Annotated in this window: 15 protein-coding genes and 1 tRNA gene; 4 read left to right on the top strand and 12 right to left on the bottom strand. The window is 35.2% G+C overall.

The window, feature by feature from the left end; genetic code table 11:
- Positions 1-52: 52 nt before the first annotated feature.
- A complete protein-coding gene (locus tag G3A47_RS07310) occupies positions 53-1951 on the top strand; it encodes an amidophosphoribosyltransferase (protein WP_166921524.1) in 1899 nt (632 codons plus the stop codon).
- A gap of 754 nt (positions 1952-2705) precedes the next feature.
- Here the strand turns inward: G3A47_RS07310 and G3A47_RS07305 are convergent.
- The 4 genes from G3A47_RS07305 to G3A47_RS07290 all read right to left on the bottom strand — a co-directional run bounded on the left by G3A47_RS07305 (position 2706) and on the right by G3A47_RS07290 (position 6387).
- Positions 2706-3314, bottom strand: coding sequence for a superoxide dismutase (locus G3A47_RS07305; protein ID WP_166921523.1), 609 nt, complete (start codon positions 3312-3314; stop codon positions 2706-2708).
- A 138-nt stretch (positions 3315-3452) separates the two neighbouring features.
- Complete coding sequence (pth, locus tag G3A47_RS07300; protein ID WP_166921522.1) at positions 3453-4079, bottom strand: aminoacyl-tRNA hydrolase; 627 nt, start codon at positions 4077-4079, stop codon at positions 3453-3455.
- A gap of 629 nt (positions 4080-4708) precedes the next feature.
- Positions 4709-5320 carry a 50S ribosomal protein L25/general stress protein Ctc gene (locus G3A47_RS07295; RefSeq protein ID WP_166921521.1) on the bottom strand — a complete coding sequence of 204 codons (612 nt, stop codon included), beginning with the start codon at positions 5318-5320 and terminating at the stop codon, positions 4709-4711.
- A 125-nt stretch (positions 5321-5445) separates the two neighbouring features.
- A complete protein-coding gene (locus G3A47_RS07290) occupies positions 5446-6387 on the bottom strand; it encodes a ribose-phosphate pyrophosphokinase (protein WP_166921520.1) in 942 nt (313 codons plus the stop codon).
- Positions 6388-6683: 296 nt separating this feature from the next.
- Between G3A47_RS07290 and G3A47_RS07285 the strand changes: the two genes are divergently transcribed.
- Positions 6684-6763: transfer RNA gene (locus G3A47_RS07285), tRNA-Leu, on the top strand.
- 315 nt (positions 6764-7078) lie between these two features.
- Entirely contained in the window at positions 7079-7270 is a 192-nt protein-coding gene (locus tag G3A47_RS07280) for a hypothetical protein (RefSeq protein WP_166921519.1), read from the top strand.
- Between the two features lie 341 nt (positions 7271-7611).
- Here the strand turns inward: G3A47_RS07280 and G3A47_RS07275 are convergent, their stop codons facing one another.
- The 7 genes from G3A47_RS07275 to G3A47_RS07245 all read right to left on the bottom strand — a co-directional run bounded on the left by G3A47_RS07275 (position 7612) and on the right by G3A47_RS07245 (position 14882).
- Positions 7612-8838, bottom strand: coding sequence for a DUF4374 domain-containing protein (locus G3A47_RS07275; protein ID WP_243860397.1), 1227 nt, complete (start codon positions 8836-8838; stop codon positions 7612-7614).
- 29 nt (positions 8839-8867) lie between these two features.
- Positions 8868-11246, bottom strand: coding sequence for a TonB-dependent receptor (locus tag G3A47_RS07270; RefSeq protein WP_166921517.1), 2379 nt, complete (start codon positions 11244-11246; stop codon positions 8868-8870).
- 113 nt (positions 11247-11359) lie between these two features.
- Positions 11360-12019: a hypothetical protein gene (locus tag G3A47_RS07265; RefSeq protein WP_166921516.1), complete on the bottom strand. Its 660-nt coding sequence runs from the start codon at positions 12017-12019 to the stop codon at positions 11360-11362.
- Between the two features lie 13 nt (positions 12020-12032).
- The gene (locus tag G3A47_RS07260) at positions 12033-12620 is read right to left on the bottom strand and encodes an RNA polymerase sigma-70 factor (protein WP_166921515.1); all 588 of its coding nucleotides are present in this window, start codon (positions 12618-12620) and stop codon (positions 12033-12035) included.
- 269 nt (positions 12621-12889) lie between these two features.
- Entirely contained in the window at positions 12890-13357 is a 468-nt protein-coding gene (locus tag G3A47_RS07255; protein ID WP_166921514.1) for an OsmC family protein, read from the bottom strand.
- 129 nt (positions 13358-13486) lie between these two features.
- Positions 13487-14107 (bottom strand): hypothetical protein, encoded by a 621-nt coding sequence (locus G3A47_RS07250; RefSeq protein ID WP_166921513.1) that lies wholly within the window; start codon positions 14105-14107, stop codon positions 13487-13489.
- A 52-nt stretch (positions 14108-14159) separates the two neighbouring features.
- Complete coding sequence (locus G3A47_RS07245) at positions 14160-14882, bottom strand: CPBP family intramembrane glutamic endopeptidase (RefSeq protein WP_166921512.1); 723 nt, start codon at positions 14880-14882, stop codon at positions 14160-14162.
- Positions 14883-15222: 340 nt separating this feature from the next.
- Here G3A47_RS07245 and G3A47_RS07240 point away from each other — a divergent pair, with 340 nt between their 5' ends.
- Positions 15223-15912, top strand: a complete 690-nt coding sequence (locus G3A47_RS07240) for an NUDIX hydrolase (RefSeq protein WP_166921511.1) — start codon at positions 15223-15225, stop codon at positions 15910-15912.
- Between the two features lie 215 nt (positions 15913-16127).
- On the opposite strand, the gene G3A47_RS07235 is transcribed toward G3A47_RS07240, so the two are convergent.
- Positions 16128-17126, bottom strand: coding sequence for a GntR family transcriptional regulator (locus tag G3A47_RS07235; RefSeq protein WP_166921510.1), 999 nt, complete (start codon positions 17124-17126; stop codon positions 16128-16130).
- Positions 17127-17152: the final 26 nt, after the last annotated feature.

The following is a 17152-nucleotide window of genomic DNA, read 5'->3' as shown; positions in this document are numbered from 1 at the left end:
CTTTTTTTATTACGCTAACATACAACTTACAACAACACAAAATACAAAAAAAATGAGCGACGCTTTAAAACACGAATGTGGTATAGCCTTAGTTAGACTACTTAAACCGCTTGAATATTACAAAGAAAAATACGGTACTGCTTTTTATGGGATACAAAAAATGTACCTAATGATGGAAAAACAGCACAACCGTGGTCAGGATGGTGCCGGTTTTGCCAGCATCAAACTTGACGTTGAACCCGGACAGCGTTACATAAGCAGAGTCCGCTCAAATCACGCACAACCTATACAAGATGTCTTTAAACAAATCAACGAGCGCATCAACGAAGAAATGACTGCGCATCCTGAACTTGCTGATGACATCACCAAACTTAAAGCAGAGATACCTTATATAGGAGAATTATTCCTGGGACACGTTCGTTACGGAACTTTCGGTAAAAACAGTATCGAGAGCGTTCATCCTTTTTTACGTCAAAGTAACTGGATGCACCGTAACCTGATTTTGGCAGGTAACTTCAACATGACAAATGTTAAGGAACTTTTCGAAAACTTAGTTGAACTTGGACAACATCCAAAAGAAATGGCTGATACTGTTACAGTAATGGAAAAAATTGGTCATTTTCTGGACAAAGAAGTAATGCAATTGTATCAGGACTGCAAACAAGAAGGTTATTCTAAAAGAGAAGCTTCTCCTGTCATTGCAGAACGTTTGGATATCGCAAAAATATTAACCCGTTCCGCTAAAAATTTAGATGGTGGTTACGCAATGGCCGGTTTATTGGGTCATGGTGACGCTTTTGTCTTTAGAGATCCTGCCGGAATTCGCCCTGCTTATTTCTATCAGGATGACGAAGTGGTAGTAGTTGCTTCTGAGCGTCCGGTAATTCAGACTGTATTTAATGTTCCTTTTGAAAGTGTTCAGGAAATCGAACCGGGAAGCGCCCTGATCATCAAGAAAAACGGAAAAGTTTCAATGGATCAAATTTTGGAACCAACCGTAAAAAAAGCTTGTTCATTTGAAAGAATCTATTTCTCCCGAGGAAGTGATGCTGAAATTTACCAGGAGCGTAAAAATTTAGGTAAACTGATTTTACCTGCGGTTCTTAAATCTATTGACAGCGATACAGACAACACTGTTTTCTCTTATATTCCAAATACAGCTGAAACTTCTTTTTATGGTTTAGTTGAAGCGGCTCAGGACTTCCTGAATCAGCGTAAAAACAATTACATCTTAGAAAACCGCAACACACTTACCACCGAGACTTTACAGGAATTATTAGCTGTAAAAATCCGTACAGAAAAAGTAGCGATTAAAGATGCTAAACTTAGAACCTTTATTACAGAAGACAGCAGCCGTGATGACTTAGTAGCACACGTTTATGATGTTACTTACGGGGTAATTAAACCAACAGACAACTTAGTTATTATTGACGACAGTATTGTTCGTGGTACTACCCTTAAAATGAGTATCATTAAAATGATGGATCGTTTAAATCCTAAGCGTATTGTAATTGTTTCATCAGCACCGCAAATTCGTTACCCGGATTGTTACGGAATTGATATGGCAAAACTGGAAGGTCTTGTTGCTTTCAGAGCGGCATTAGCTTTATTAAAAGAAAGAAACTTATATCATATAGTAGACGAAGTTTACACCAAATGTAAAGCACAGGAAAACTTCGTAGATACTGATGTTGTAAATTATGTAACTGCTATTTACGATCCATTTACGCCGGAAGAGATTTCAGACAAAATCGCTGAGATGTTAAGCTCTCCGGAAATCAATGCCGAAGTAAAAATCATATTCCAAAAAGTAGAAGACCTGCATATCGCCTGTCCTAAAAATCTTGGAGACTGGTATTTCACCGGAGACTACCCTACACCGGGAGGAAACCGCGTTGTAAACCGAGCTTTCATGAATTTTTACGAAGGAAAAGACGCAAGAGCTTATTAGAAAAAAATATTAACAAAAGGTTAATTTATGCATTTCATCGGTTTTTTTTGCTTTTTATCTTAAATGTTTGGCGAAATCGATCTGCTACGATACTTTTGAACTACCATAACATTAGTAGGTTAAGTTTATGGTAGATTTGGGGCAAAAAGGGTGGAAGTAATTCCACCTTTTTTATTGGAATAAAGTCAAGGAAATGTTCAGGGTAAGAAATTACGCATTTCATCGAATATATTTGCAGTTCATCTGAAATGTTTGACAATACAATATCACTAAACTACATTTACTATACCATAACATTAGTAGGTTAAGTATATGGTAGATTTGGGGCAAAAAAGGTGGAAGAAATTCCACCTTTTTTATTGGAATAAAGTCAAGATGGTGGAAATTCCAATTTTTTCTAAATTGCTTCGCCTGTTCGCTATCGCTCGAGTCCAAATTCCAACCGTAATAAGCGCAATCTTGTCATTTATGACAAAGGAGAGAGGGCTATGCAACAACTCAGTACTTCTAACCAATAACAAGCAGCAATTGTCATTCCTAAGAATGAGGAATCACACCAGTAATTCAGCAAAGATTGGCAACATACTGTGTGGAGTTTCTAGTGTGATTTCTCCTTGCGTCGAAATGACATGAAAGAACGAGGTGTGTCTATACAACACACACACCCTCTTTGAAACCGACCCGAAAAAACAGTCATAAAAAAACCCGATTAACTCTTTACGAATTAATCGGGTTTCTATATCATGCGAAAAGACTATTTATCTAAAGCAAATCTTCTTGCTACTTCTGTCCAGTTAATTACACTGAAGAAAGCTTCAATATAATCCGGTCTTCTGTTTTGGTAGTGTAAGTAATAAGCGTGCTCCCAAACATCCATTCCTAAAATAGGTGTTCCTCCACAGCCTACTTCCGGCATTAATGGATTATCTTGATTTGGAGTTCCACAAACATCTAATTTTCCACCTTTGTGTACACATAACCAAGCCCATCCTGAACCAAATTGAGTTGCTCCGGCTTTAGCGAATTTTGCTTTAAACTCTTCAAAAGTTCCAAAAGAAGCTTCGATTGCAGCTAATAAATCTCCTGTTGGTAATCCACCACCATTTGGAGCCATTACTGTCCAGAATAAATTGTGATTATAGAATCCCCCACCATTATTACGAACTGCAGCGTTTGATTTATCTAAATTGATTAAGATGTTTTCGATTGTTTTTCCTTCTAAATCTGTTCCTGCGATTGCTGCATTAAGATTTGTTGTGTAAGCATTATGATGTTTTGAATGGTGAATTTCCATTGTACGAGCATCAATATGTGGTTCTAATGCATCATATGCATAAGGTAATTGTGGTAATTCAAAAGCCATGGTATTATGATTTTATGATTTATAATTATTTATCCCAAATTTAAACATTTAACTTTGGAATAGGAAATACTATTTCGTTATAATTCAATTTGATTAATTGATGATTCGGCATTTAAAAACATAAACAACTGCAACTCTTTACTTTCCGTTAAAAGAAGTCATTGTATTCTCTAACCCTGCCGTTCCAAATGATTTAATAATTTCAGATGACATTTCGAGACGCTCCGGTAATTTTGCTTTTTCTTCTTCATCCCAGTCTCCTAAAACATAATCTACCTGCTGTCCTTTTTTGAATTGGTCACTGATACCAAATCTAAAACGGGTATAATTTTGAGTATTCAGCACAAGGTTGATGTTTTTTAGTCCGTTGTGTCCTCCGTCACTTCCTTTTGGTTTGATCCGAATCGTCCCGAAAGAAAGGTTTAAATCATCGGTAATGACCAAAATATTTTCTAATGGAATATTTTCTTTATCCATCCAATATTTCACAGCCTTACCACTTAAATTCATGTAGGTATTGGGTTTTAAAAGAAAAAAGGTTCTTCCTTTAAATTTATATTCGGCAAGGGCACCAAGTTTTACCGTTTCAAAAGAAAGGCTTTCTTTTTTAGCTAAAAAATCTAAAACCTTAAACCCTATATTATGTCTTGTGTTTACGTATTCAGCTCCTATGTTGCCTAATCCTACGATTAAATATTTCTTCATATAATCTATATTCTCTTCTGTTTTAGCTGATGAAAACAGGTTTTGTATCCATTTTATCATGGAACAAAAATAAACTTAATTAAGGAATGTGACAAACTTAATGTCGGGGTGACATTTTGCGTGAGTAAATTTCTCGCAAAGACGCAAAAGCGCAAAGTTTTTTCACGCTGATTTTGCAGATTATGCTGATATATTTTTGTGTTTCGATAAAAACAATCCCAATAGATCTGATAAATCTGCGTGAGCAAATTTCTCGCAAAACCGCAAAACCGCAAAGTTTTTTTTTCACGCTGATTTTGCAGATTATGCTGATATTTTTTTGTGATTTCGATAAAAACAATCCCAATAGATCTGATAAATCTGCGTGAGCAAATTTCTCGCAAAGACGCAAAAGCGCAAAGTTTTTTTTCACGCTGATTTTGCAGATTATGCTGATATTTTTTGTGGTTTCGATAAAAACAATTCGAATAGATCTGCTACCGGAGCGATAACGAACTGGCGAAGCAAATCTGACTGAGTAAAAAGGCCTGCATAGATTTCAGAATCACAAAGCCAGAAAACAAACAACAATTTAAAACAAACTTTTTCTCAGAAACTCAGAACCTCAGCAACTCAGAACCTCTAAAAAAAAAGCACAAAAAAAGCACCAGTTTTGCAACTGATGCTTTTGTAATTTGAATTGAAAAAAATTATTTTTTCTTTCCTTTTGCTGGTGCTTTTGCAGCTTTTGCAGCTTCTTGAGCAGCTTTCATAGCAGCACGAGAAATTCTTACCTGAGCAACAACAGTGTTGTCCGGGTGCATAACTTTGTATTCTGGTGAACCAACTTTAGTAACATATAATTTGTTACCCATTTCAAGTGGAGTAATGTCAGCTTCAACAAAATCAGGAAGATTTTTAGGTAAAGCTTTAACTTTTAATTTACGTTGGTTTAAACGTAAAACACCACCTGCAAGAACACCTTTAGATGTACCAACGATTTTCACAGGAACTTCCATAGTGATTTCTTTGTCATCAAATAATTGAAAGAAGTCAATGTGTAAGATTTTATCAGATACCGGGTGTACCTGGATATCCTGTAAAATAGCTGTAAATGATTTTCCTTTTCCAAGCTCAATCACAACTGTGTGTGCGTTTGGAGTATAAACCAAGTTTTTGAACGCTGCAGCGTCTGCTGAGAAGTGTACTGCTTGATTTCCTCCGTATAACACGCAAGGAACCGCTCCAGCATTACGTAAGGCTTTAGTTGACACTTTGCCCACGCTTTCTCTTTCTGATCCTTTAATTGTAATCGATTTCATTGTAAAAAAAAATATAGTTATTAATAAATATTCTATTTTGTTGTAAGCTATTAGCACTAGGCTGTAGCTTTTTTAATGTAAATAATCAAATCGCTTATGACTTAAAGTCTAAAGCCTATCGCTTTTTACATTATGAATTTTCCACTAATGGAATTGTTGTGGTGCACCATGTGCATAACTTCTGCAAAAAGAGGCGCACAACTCACCACTTTGATTTTCTTTGATTCTCTCTTTAAAGGAATAGAATCGGTAACGATTAATTCGCTTAATTTCGAATTTTCAATTTTATTGTAGGCATCACCTGATAAAATAGCGTGAGTACAAATTGCTCTAACACTTAATGCTCCTTTTTCGATCATTAAATCTGCTGCTTTCGCTAATGTTCCACCCGTATCGATCATATCGTCTACCAGTATTACGTTACGTCCTTTTACTTCACCAATCAGCTCCATAGTATCAATAACGTTGGCTGCTTTTCTTTGTTTGTAACAGATTACTACATCTGATTCCAGAAACTTAGAGTAAGCATATGCTCTTTTTGAACCTCCCATATCCGGAGATGCAATTGTTAGATTTTCTAACTTTAAACTTTCTACGTATGGTAAAAAGATGGTAGAGGCAAATAAATGATCTACCGGTTTTTCGAAAAACCCCTGGATTTGATCTGCGTGTAAATCCATTGTCATTACTCTTGTCGCTCCGGCAGCATCTAATAAATTAGCTACTAATTTCGCTCCAATCGGAACTCTCGGTTTGTCTTTTCTATCCTGTCTTGCCCAACCGAAATAAGGCATAACAGCTGTAATATGTCTTGCTGATGCACGCTTTGCTGCGTCAATCATTAGTAACAATTCCATCAAATTATCGGCTGTTGGAAATGTCGAACAGACAATAAAAACACGTAATCCTCTAATTGATTCTTCGTATGATGGCTGAAATTCTCCATCACTGTACGTTGACATCGTTACTTTCCCTAACGGAATTCCGTATTGTTCTGCAATTTTTTCTGCAAGATAAACACTTTGTGAACAAGCAAAAATTTTAGCTTCTGGTTCTAGGTGCGACATTATAATTTGTTGTTTTTGCTCCGCTGCCTCTATACAATTCACTTTTTTTTACATAAAGCAAGACCTGTATAAATGCCTCGGGTGTAGTTAGTTGTGTGTGCTTCGTTTTAACGAGGTGCAAATTTAGAAAATTTATTGGACACTGAAAGGAAAAATTTAAGTATTTTTAGTAGTTCATTTAAAAATATTTTCTACATTTGCACCGTGTTAAAGGAATAAGCACAGTTATGACCTCATAATTACTTATTCTATTGCGTTAAAATAATCGCTTTTTTGATTGTTTTTTCGTCTGCTAAGCCCGGATGGCGGAATTGGTAGACGCGCTGGTCTCAAACACCTGTGGGAAACCGTGCCGGTTCGACTCCGGCTCCGGGTACAAAAGCCTCTTCGAAAGAAGAGGCTTTTTTGGTTTTTAGATTATCTGCAAAATTCAGTCCTCCCCTATATCAAAATGTACCGTTTATTTTAACCGCAAAGAGCGCAAGGATTTTGCTATTCTTGTACGCAAGGTTCGCAAAGCTTTATTTTAGAAAAAATCTCTGTGTACTTTGCTTAACCCTTTATGTCCCTTGTGGTTAAATAAACAAAAAGTTTATTCAGATTTTTTCTAAATTTACCCGTAACTCGGGTTAGAAATAATCACTTCTTTACCATACCATTTTTAATTGAAACCATCGTAAACCATTAAAATATGAAAACTAAGAAATCGCTAAACTTTATCTTTTTAATTGTAGCCATCATTCTGGGGAGTACCTTGTATAAGCAGTTCGATTTTGAAAAACTAAAATTTGAGCACAACGGCTTGGCTATTCTTTATAGTATCGTCTTTGCTTTTTCTATTTTTATTCTGATTAAAGACTATAGAAATAAACCTGAGAAATAGATTCCAAATTTTAAGAACTCACGTTTTTTTATTTTAACCGCAAGGGGCGCAAGGATTTTTGTTTATCTATATCGCAAGGTTCGCAAAGCTTTGCTGGGCATTTTTTCACGCAGATTAAGTAGATTAAGCTGATATTTTTGTTTTGTTATTTCGATAAAAATAAATCTGCCGAATCTGCGAGAGAAACTTTGAGTCTTTGCGTAAAACTTTGCGCACCTTGCGGTTAAGATAAAAACAACAGTTTCACAAAGTATTTAAAAGAAATAGGAGACAAAACTAAAACTACACAAACTCCTTTAAAAAACAAAAAGCTCCCGAATTGGGAGCTTTTAAGTATGTTATTATTTTGTTGGGTGTGGCGCTATTAATTGAACATTAACAGAACCTCCGCCATCTAATGTAAGACCTCTTTTGAAAGTTCCTGTTGCAGGATCTACTTCATAAATTGCTGCCGCAGCATCAATAGGAGTAATTGCAGTGTAGTATTTTCCTTTGTGTACCAATGGTGAACGAACCATAGAAACCGGGCTTAATGGTGTATTGATCAAAGAAACTGTTTTGTTTTTCAAATCAATTCTAACCAATTGTCCTACGTTTTTTAATCGATCTCTAACTGAAGTCATTAATTCTTCGTATTGTACTGTACCAATAGCAATCCCGTTACCCACATAATTTATCCCCATCAGACAAGCTTGTTTTCCTAATGGCGTAGTAACATCGATAAAATAATCTTTGTCAAATTCTGCTGTTCCTTTTTTGATTCGCACAACACCTGATTTTCCACCAACTCCTGTCCAGAATTTACCGGCACTGGCTACAAAATAATGATTGCCTTCTTCATCTTTATCTAATGAATGTAGGTAGTCGTAACCTACTCCACCTTCAGTTGCAGTGCTTTTGATCACTTTCATATTGTTCATTGCCGGATAATCATAAACTAAAGCTCTAACACCATCTACCGTATATGATTTTGTATCATTATCATAGAAATAACCTCCTAAAACAAGTTTTCCGTTATCTACAAATCCTTTTCCAACAAAAAACTGAAGACCTGCCTTTGCTGTGTCATAAGGTACCGTCATAGTTCCTTTTGCTTCTATTACAAATTCATTTAGTTTGATTCTGGCCCAGCCTATAGTACCGTTGTTATTATCCAGTCCTCCGAATACCAACAATGTATTGTCATCAATAATGTTTAATGATTGAAAATAATTTGGCACAACACCATCGGTTAATATAGCCGCTTTTTCTTTTAAACTACCATCTTTACCCATTTCGTATTGAATGAATTTCTTTAGCGGAAGATTCATCAAGTATACATATTGCTTGTGCCAGATGTATCGTGAACCGTTAGCCTCTAACCCTTTTCCTTTAAAAGTAAGAGATCCTTCTGTTAATGCAGGTACCGAAGCTAAATATTGTAATTCCTGAGTCCAGCTTGCAACAGTAAAATGTTGAGCACTTTCTACCAACTCAGGCTCATCTGATTTTGAGCTACAAGAGGTAACTGCCGAAAGCAAAAGAGCAGAAAAGAAAAGTAGGGATGTTTTTTTAAAGAGCGTTTTCATTTTCATTTAGTTTAATTAATTAAAGTTGTTTATTGTAATAAGTATCTTAGTTTCAGACTGAAAAACCTACCCGGTTTTTGCAATAAATAATTATCGTAGACTTGTTTATCAAAGAGGTTACGACAGGCTGCATTTATGCTGTAACGACCATTTCCAAAAGAATAACCCAACCCTGCATCCTGCACAAATTGCGTAGGCACATACATCTTATCGGGCGGAGCACCCAAACTTGGCCAGCCCAAATAATACTGATGTACATAATGAGTACTGGCAAAAAATGAGATTTTTTGTTTTATTTGAAACAGCTGATCCAGAAACAATCTAACCTCAGCATTTGCCATTAAGTAGGGGGTATTGCGCAATCTGTCCTGGTAAACATGATTTCGTGCACCATTTGTCTCAAAGCGCTGTACATTTCTAATGTCCTGATAGGTAAAATTAAATGCCGCTTCAAACCACTGCTGACGGGCATAATTTGCTTCAAACTCAACTCCCAGGGTTTGTATTTTTCCTAAATTTTCGTAGCGGGCTGTTCCAAATAAATCTCCTTCACCCAACCAAATCAAATTTTTTGTATTTCGGAAAAACAGGTTTAAACCCAAATTTAAATGCTGAATATCAGTATCTATCGTTTTTTGAAGGGATACATTGGCATTCAAACTTCTTTCCGGCTGTAAATTCGGCGCATTTAGAATGGTGTTCCCATTCCCCAGAAGTTCTGAAGCATCGGGTAATCTTGCTGCATTCTCTACAGAAAACTTTATCGTATATTCGTTTGGAAGCAACAATTTAGACGCATAACCAAAAGTCCATGCATGATCTTTAGTATTCTGATAAAACGCTTCCTGAGAGCTGCCACCGTTGTAAGCGTAAACAACAGCATTGGCATTGTAAGCAAAATACTTACTAAAGAAGATATTAGACCATCGATTACCAAGAGCAGTAATTTCATAAGATAAACCCGCAATATGTTTACTCAAATCCTGAGGATACCTAAGCGGTATTGTCCATTCGGCTGTTGCAATAGCGTCGCTTCCCTTTCTCGAAGTACTGCTGAACACATAATTAAAATTTACCAACTGATTCGACCTAAGTTGGTACGCAAAATTTGTTCTCACCAATTTGGTGTTGTCCTGAAAAGAATAAATTGATTTTGATGCTTTAATCCCTCCTAATTCTCCGTTGGCCACAGTACCAATCGGATTCCCTGTCCAATTGTATTTATAAGAGCTCGTATCTGTTGTAGTCCCTCTTAATTTATTTATAGAAGCATATAAGTCAACATTCAGATTTGAAAACAAAAATCCTTTCTTCGAATATCTTATAGAAGGCATCACAAATTTCTCCTTATAACGTACATCTCCATACACATAAGCCATCGTTCTTCCGGTCTGTATGCCTCGATCCTGATCGGACAACGTTAATCCGAACAAGAAAACATCTGCCCATTTGACATTGGTAAACCCAACATCTCCTTTGATAGTATACGATTTATAATCGTCATTAAACCTTCTGAATCTCGGATAACCAGGAATTGGTCTCCCCCCTTCTCCGGCGACTTCTACAGTTGGTCCCCATACCTGATAATTATTGTCTGAATAATTAAAAAAGGAATTCGTCTGTAAGGTAAAACCGGATTTATGTCGCCATTTTCCGGATAACGCAGAACGATATGTATTAAAAGAACCTATTGTCTGTGACACATCAAGATAATCTTTAAGACGTGTACGTGTAACCAAATTTATAGAACCTCCAAGGGCATCACTACCAAGCGCAACCGGTGTAACTCCTTTGTAAACTTCGATTCTGTCAATTGTATTAATCGCAAAATTGTTAATACTAAAAGAGGAACCAAAACTTTCCATCGGGATTCCATCTATAAAAATCTTTACTGCCTTACCGGATAATCCGTTGATCGAATAGTTAAATTCAGATCCCATACCTCCCGTTTCCTGCACACGAATACCGGATGTTCCGTCCATCAATCGGTTTAAGTCTACATCAAGCTCTGCCAGTTTCTTTGTATTGATAACCGAAACGGCAAAGGGCTGTTCCTTGATTTTGGTTTCAACTGTTTTAGTGAATAAATCAACCGAATTTAACACTACAGAATTTGAATTTAGCGTTACGACAATTTTCTCTTTTGAATTCTTATTGACAACAACTGCCATTTCCTGAGTCTGATAATTGTCTTTCGATACAATAAGCCAGTACTTTCCAACTTCCAGATTCTGAAAAACGAATTTCCCTAAGCTATCACTTTGTAATACAGTAGTGGTGTTTTGCAATTGAATTTTAGCTCCTGCCAAAGGCTGATTATCATCACCCAATACATAACCTGTAAGATTGTTATTATTGTCACTTTGAGCGTAAACTGTAGAATATACGACCATAAAAAGGATCGTCAAAAAAAATCTTTTAAATTGCATTGCTAATAATTTATTCGCTAAACCCGTAACTCTCCAGCCTTACTTCCTTTAGTTATATCGTTTTTCTTATGTACTTTTTTATTAATTATCTTTTACAAATCAAATCGCTCCTGTAACCTCGCACTAAACAATCTCGGTAACCCATCTGCGATCTCTTCTTTGGTTGCGGTGATTACTTTATACTCATTATCTGTCATGGCCAGATAGGTTTGTCCTTTTCGTAATTTAACTCTGTCCTGATAGCTATCTGTGCAACTTGAAGTCCCCGTACCAATATTAAATTCTCTTACCGCTGCCGAATCACTGGTAACCGAAACGGCGCCACAGAATTTAATATCATTAGCCTGACCCAAAAAATCTATTGAAATGTTACACTGACTGCCCGGTTCAACCAAAAAAGATAAATTGCCTATGTCAATTCTTTTGATTTGCTGACCGCTGCTATTGTCAACTAAAATATGCGAGCCAAATGTGGAGGAATTGTAATAATGCAAACTTATAATTCCGAATAATACACATGCAGCAGTTGATAATGCGGTGTAAAGGAATCTGTTTTGCCTTTTTGGTTTTACATGGATCGTTTTTGCAGCGATTTCGTTCCAGATTTCTTCTTTTAATTCTAATCTTTGTGGAGCTACTATGCTCTCGCTTTCTAAATCTATAACATTTAACCAATGTTCAACACTTGTCCTTTCGGCAGCATTGCATTCATTTCTGGCGTATTTTTCTAATAAATCTGATGTAATAAACACGATATTGGCTTTGTTATATAATTAGGTAGTTGCATAAGTCTTCACTAACCCTACATAGGGTTGTAAAAAAAATAAACGAACTGCGAAAAATTTTTAAATGGTTACGGATAAGTCTGAGTGCCCTGGTGATGTTTCCCTCAACGGCTTTCTCTGAAATGACAAGCGAAGCAGCGATAGAACGATTGTCCATACCTTCTTCTCTGCTCATTAAATATACTTGTCGACAACGCTCCGGAAGTGCATTAATTGCAGCCTGCAATTCCCGAAGCAAATCCTTATGCAGTATGTGTTCTTCTGTATTGTTAGAGACTTTGTTCGTCTCTGCAAAATGAAAATTCTCGTGTTTTCTTTTCGTCGCCAGTTTTCGATGGTGTTCTAATATCTTGAGTTTTAAAGAACCATACAGATATGTCCTAATGGATGTTTGAATTTGCAGCTTTTCGCGCCTTTCCCAAATACTGATAAAAACCTGCTGAACGATTTCTTTTGCCGCTTCTTCGTCACCTGTGTGATGCCGGGAAAAACAAAACAGCTCATTCCAATACTGGTCATACAACTTTGGAAAGTTTTTAGCATCGATGTTTAGATATTCCTCCTTCATAAAATTAAAAATATCTGCAAACTTATCTTATTTAGACTGAATAAATATAATTTAATTTAAAAAATTGTATTTGTTTTTCCAAATCAATTTCAATCTGTTTTTGGTATTTTAAAAGAGATTAGGAATTATCTGATGTATTGTCAGAATCAAATATTATGTCTAAAAAAAAATGTAACTGTCATTTTATGGAACAGGCGTCTAAAACAAAAAATCGCCTGAGTAGCGATTTTATTTTGTTCGTTATCTTTAAAGGAAAAAATATTCTTTGTTTAGATTACTTCACAACTAGCGTTATGCAAAACAGGAAAATTGCAAGAGTTAGCAATGAAACACAATTGATTGGCTTTTTTATGCAGTTCCAGTGCGAGTTGAATTTTATCTGATTCCGAAATAACAACTTTTGGATTTAAACGAACTTCCGTAAATCGACCGCTCCCATCAGGACTTACTTCGAGTGTTGCTTCGGCATTGTCCGTATATTCTAAAACTTCAATTCCGTTTTGGGAACAGACATATAAATAAGACATCATATGACAGGAAACCAAACTACTCAATAACAAATCTTCAGGATTGTATAAGGCAGGATCGCCCTTGAAAGCTTTTGCTGCCGATACATTTAAAACGGGTTTTCCTTCAAGCGAAATGGTATGGCTTTTACTGTAGAATCGGGAACTTGATTCCGAGTTTTGACTGGAAATCCACTTTGCCTCTGCTTTGAAAAGATGTTTGAATGCCATTTTTTATTTCAAATTTAGTTGTTGTTGTTTTTTGCCACTAATGGCACGAATTTACACGAATATCAGTATTGAAAAACAGTTCCCTTTACTTATTAATACTTGTGCTTAACTTTCTTCTTCTATACCCTTTCAGACATTAAAATAAATCTGGTCTGTGTATCTGTTAATCGATTTTTCTCTTTTAAATTCCTGCAATCTTTCGTAATTTAATTCTGAGATAAAAATAGTTTCATTCTTTATGTTTTTCAATGCATAGAGACCGGGAAGTACTCCCTTTTTAAAAAAATCCTGCACCAAATTAAACTGAATTTCCTCTTCTATATAAAACAGATACTCATATTCGATTGTATCTTTTTTAAACTTTATACTATTCTCTAATCCTTTATAATGACTATCACTAGTACGCCTTTTGTTTTTATAGGCAAAAATGTTAATTTCTATTTGTTCCAGTTCACACCATTTATAAGCTACTGTTTTCTCCTCCTCTTCCAACAAAATTTCATCTTCTGTGAAAACCACAAACTTTCTTTTTTGCACGATTTTAGATATTGTAAATTTAAAATCAGTGAAATAGTTATAGGTTGCAATTCCAAAAATACCAAAAACAAGACTCGAACAATATATAACTTCACCTGCCATAACTCCATACGCAAATGGCACAAAAACAACTAATACTAAAAAGACAAACAAACTTTGTTCTAATTTTGTTGCTTTGGGATAAATTACAATTGGGAACTGCTGCCTGCTCATTTTATTGATTTCTGGTTTCTTTATTTTTTTGGTAAAAAGTCAAACAAATTGTTTACTTAACCATTCTTATTAAATTCTGCATAAAATTGGTCAAATTATGCGAGATTACAGGCAATAAAATACTTTTACTTTCAACCGTTACCCAACTCCAAATATAACCGGACAGGAATGTACAGAAAAAAATATAACTTTCGAATTTGATGTTGTTTTTAAAATGAAGTGCATGTACAAGTCCAAACAAAATTCCGATAATTAAAATACTAGGGTTCCCCAAGGTCCACTTACCCATTTTAATTTTGTCTCTCAAACAAGTTAATAATAGTCCCAACAAGATTGCTCTAAACATTAATTCTTCGTCTAAGCCAGGCATTGATAATTGATATAATAGTGTTTCCCAATTAAATTCTTTTACGCTGTCGAAATACGAAAAAAAAGAAGTGCAAACCATTAGAAATGCAAGCAACATTGTTTTAAAAAAAGTCTTTGGATTCTGCTTAAATTGCAAAAAATCAAATGGTTTTAACTTGTCTTTTAGTATACTGTATAGAATAAAACCAAAAATTATTCCCAAAAGCTTTCCCGTCCAATTCCACTGTCCTTTTATGACTTGAAGCGAAACAAATTCTTTTGGAGCCTTTAGAATTAGTTGGTACAAGATAAAAATAACAGCAAAAAGTACGATTGTTTTAACTTGTGATTTGTCTTTGAGAAAAAGAAGCATCAAAGGTAGTACAACCAATACGGGCAAGACACTCTCAAACATCAAATTTATCATCCTCTGGTTTTTACTAAAAATTGCAGTTATATATCAAAAGCCCTTCACAACCTATTTATAATCAAAAAAATGCCCTCCTTACTTCATCAAATGGTCTCGCTTTCCAATTTCAAAAATAAAATATAAAAACACTTAAATTGGCTTCCCAAAGAATTTTTATGCAAATAGCTAACTTTACACTAAATTTGAAAATCAGTATGCAAACGGACATCAACTGTCAGATTAAGACGATAGAATATAAAGGTCTTTTTTGAGAACTATAGCTATTAAATGTAAAATCAACATTATAAGGCATGAAATCCGTTAAGAAGTTTATATATTTACCAACAAAAAACAGACTATGCTAAACAACTATAGCACTGCGGATACGGTTTTATTAGCAGTAGATTGCATCATCTTTGGATTTGATCATGAGGGGTTGAAAATACTTCTGATTAAAAGGGAGATTGAACCTCAGAAAGGCAGCTGGTCTTTGATTGGCGGTTTTTTAAAACGAGACGAGACATTAGACGATGCTGCTATTAGAATTTTGAATACTTGCACGGGATTAAACGATATTTATATGGAGCAGTTATATGCTTACAGCGAAATTGATCGTGACCCTGTTGAGAGAACCATTTCTGTTTCTTATTATGCGCTGATTAATATCGAAAACCATAACGCAGAACTCATTCAGAATTATCACGCCAAATGGTTTAGCATCAATGATATTCCGAAATTAATTTTTGACCACGATGATATGTTACAGCACGCCATTGGCAGACTACGATACAAAACATCTATAAAACCAATTGGTTTTGAATTACTTCCCGAGAAATTTACCATGCGTCAGTTACAGGAATTGTACGAAGCCATTTTGAGTAAAGAATTAGACAAACGAAACTTTATCAGTAAGATCAATTCTTTAGAGATTCTAAACAAATTAGACGAAAAAGACATGCAATCCTCCCGAAAAGGGTCTTACCTCTATACTTTCAACAAAGAAAAATACGAAGAAAAATTATTAAATAATTTTGCATTGAACTTGTAAATAGACCTAATTGTTTTAATCCATTCAACTTGTGGTAGAAAAAAACTGCCACAGATTTCACAGATTAAAAGGATTTTTTTCTGATCTGTAATTACTTTTCAAAAATTGAACTCAGTATTCTTACTATTTCCCAAACTGAGAAATAATCAATTTAATCCTCTTAATCTGTGGCAAAAAAGCCTTAGTTCTCATAGATTACAAGCATTTTCCCTGGTCTACAATGAATTCCGCATAATCAATGAAGATTTGTTTTCTATTTGTTCTTTGCTTCCTTTCAAAACCATTTGGGCCAAAATTTCTCCCATCGCTTCAAAATGAGTTGAAATGGTCGTGATTCCATTGGCTACGATTTTTTTTAGAGGCGTTTCATTATAGGAAATAATTCCAAAATCACTTCCTAGTTTTAAATTCTGATTGCCGGCATCCTCAATTACTTTTACAAGATCACGATCATTCGGAATGATATACAGATCCCCTATCGTGATTTCCCTTCCTGTAAATTCGGTTATAATTTCGTGTTCAAAATTGTATACTGTACAAAAATCTTCAAACCCCAATTTCATCCCCAACGGTTCTCTTGATCCCGGGAAAATCAAAATCAATTTCTTGTACTTACTTAATCGTGTTTTTCCTTTCAGCAAACCTTCAAAAATATCTTTTTTATGATTCTGATAAATTGCGGGATATTTTTTTAAATCCGGATTTGTCTGATCCAGTATGATTACCTCATTTACTGGTAGGGTTTTTATCGCATCAGCCAAATCTGCTAAATCGGTCGGCATGATAATGTATTTGGTATAATTTCCGTTGCTGTCGTTTATGAGTTTTTGAAATACCTGAACATTAAAATGATGAAAGAAAATATCGACCTGAACATGCTTTCCGATATTTTTTAAAAACGAATTATAAATGTCTTCTTTAAAAATATTCAATTCATCAAAAAGTAAAAAAACTTTATGTTTTATAGTAGTTTCAACACTTTTCACATAATATCCTTTACCGGGTATAGCATAAATAATCCCTCTTTTCTTGAGTTCTTCATAGCCTTGCAAAACGGTATCCCGCGACAATGAAAAAGCCAAACAAACTTTATTTACCGATGGCAGTCTGTCTCCTTTCTGCAATTTCTCCTCTTCAATTGCCTTCTCAATTGAAAGAATTATTTGCTTATACTTCGGTAGACCAAGATTGTTTTGTACAGAAATTACGTTCATAGAAACTCTTTTTTTCGCAATATACA

The sequence above is a fragment of the Flavobacterium poyangense genome (assembly GCF_011751075.1).
Classification (GTDB): domain Bacteria; phylum Bacteroidota; class Bacteroidia; order Flavobacteriales; family Flavobacteriaceae; genus Flavobacterium; species Flavobacterium poyangense.
The sequence above is the reverse complement of the archived record's forward strand: the minus strand, read 5'-3'. Positions and strand labels throughout refer to the sequence as shown.

Excerpts from the sequence above, each read along its gene's own strand:
- G3A47_RS07310 (WP_166921524.1), top strand. The coding sequence starts at position 53 with ATGAGCGACGCTTTAAAACACGAATGTGGTATAGCCTTAGTTAGACTA.
- G3A47_RS07305 (WP_166921523.1), bottom strand. The coding sequence starts at position 3,314 with ATGGCTTTTGAATTACCACAATTACCTTATGCATATGATGCATTAGAA.
- pth (WP_166921522.1), bottom strand. The coding sequence starts at position 4,079 with ATGATAAAATGGATACAAAACCTGTTTTCATCAGCTAAAACAGAAGAG.
- G3A47_RS07295 (WP_166921521.1), bottom strand. The coding sequence starts at position 5,320 with ATGAAATCGATTACAATTAAAGGATCAGAAAGAGAAAGCGTGGGCAAA.
- G3A47_RS07290 (WP_166921520.1), bottom strand. The coding sequence starts at position 6,387 with ATGTCGCACCTAGAACCAGAAGCTAAAATTTTTGCTTGTTCACAAAGT.
- G3A47_RS07280 (WP_166921519.1), top strand. The coding sequence starts at position 7,079 with ATGAAAACTAAGAAATCGCTAAACTTTATCTTTTTAATTGTAGCCATC.
- G3A47_RS07275 (WP_243860397.1), bottom strand. The coding sequence starts at position 8,838 with ATGAAAACGCTCTTTAAAAAAACATCCCTACTTTTCTTTTCTGCTCTT.
- G3A47_RS07260 (WP_166921515.1), bottom strand. The coding sequence starts at position 12,620 with ATGAAGGAGGAATATCTAAACATCGATGCTAAAAACTTTCCAAAGTTG.
- G3A47_RS07255 (WP_166921514.1), bottom strand. The coding sequence starts at position 13,357 with ATGGCATTCAAACATCTTTTCAAAGCAGAGGCAAAGTGGATTTCCAGT.
- G3A47_RS07250 (WP_166921513.1), bottom strand. The coding sequence starts at position 14,107 with ATGAGCAGGCAGCAGTTCCCAATTGTAATTTATCCCAAAGCAACAAAA.
- G3A47_RS07245 (WP_166921512.1), bottom strand. The coding sequence starts at position 14,882 with ATGATAAATTTGATGTTTGAGAGTGTCTTGCCCGTATTGGTTGTACTA.
- G3A47_RS07240 (WP_166921511.1), top strand. The coding sequence starts at position 15,223 with ATGCTAAACAACTATAGCACTGCGGATACGGTTTTATTAGCAGTAGAT.
- G3A47_RS07235 (WP_166921510.1), bottom strand. The coding sequence starts at position 17,126 with ATGAACGTAATTTCTGTACAAAACAATCTTGGTCTACCGAAGTATAAG.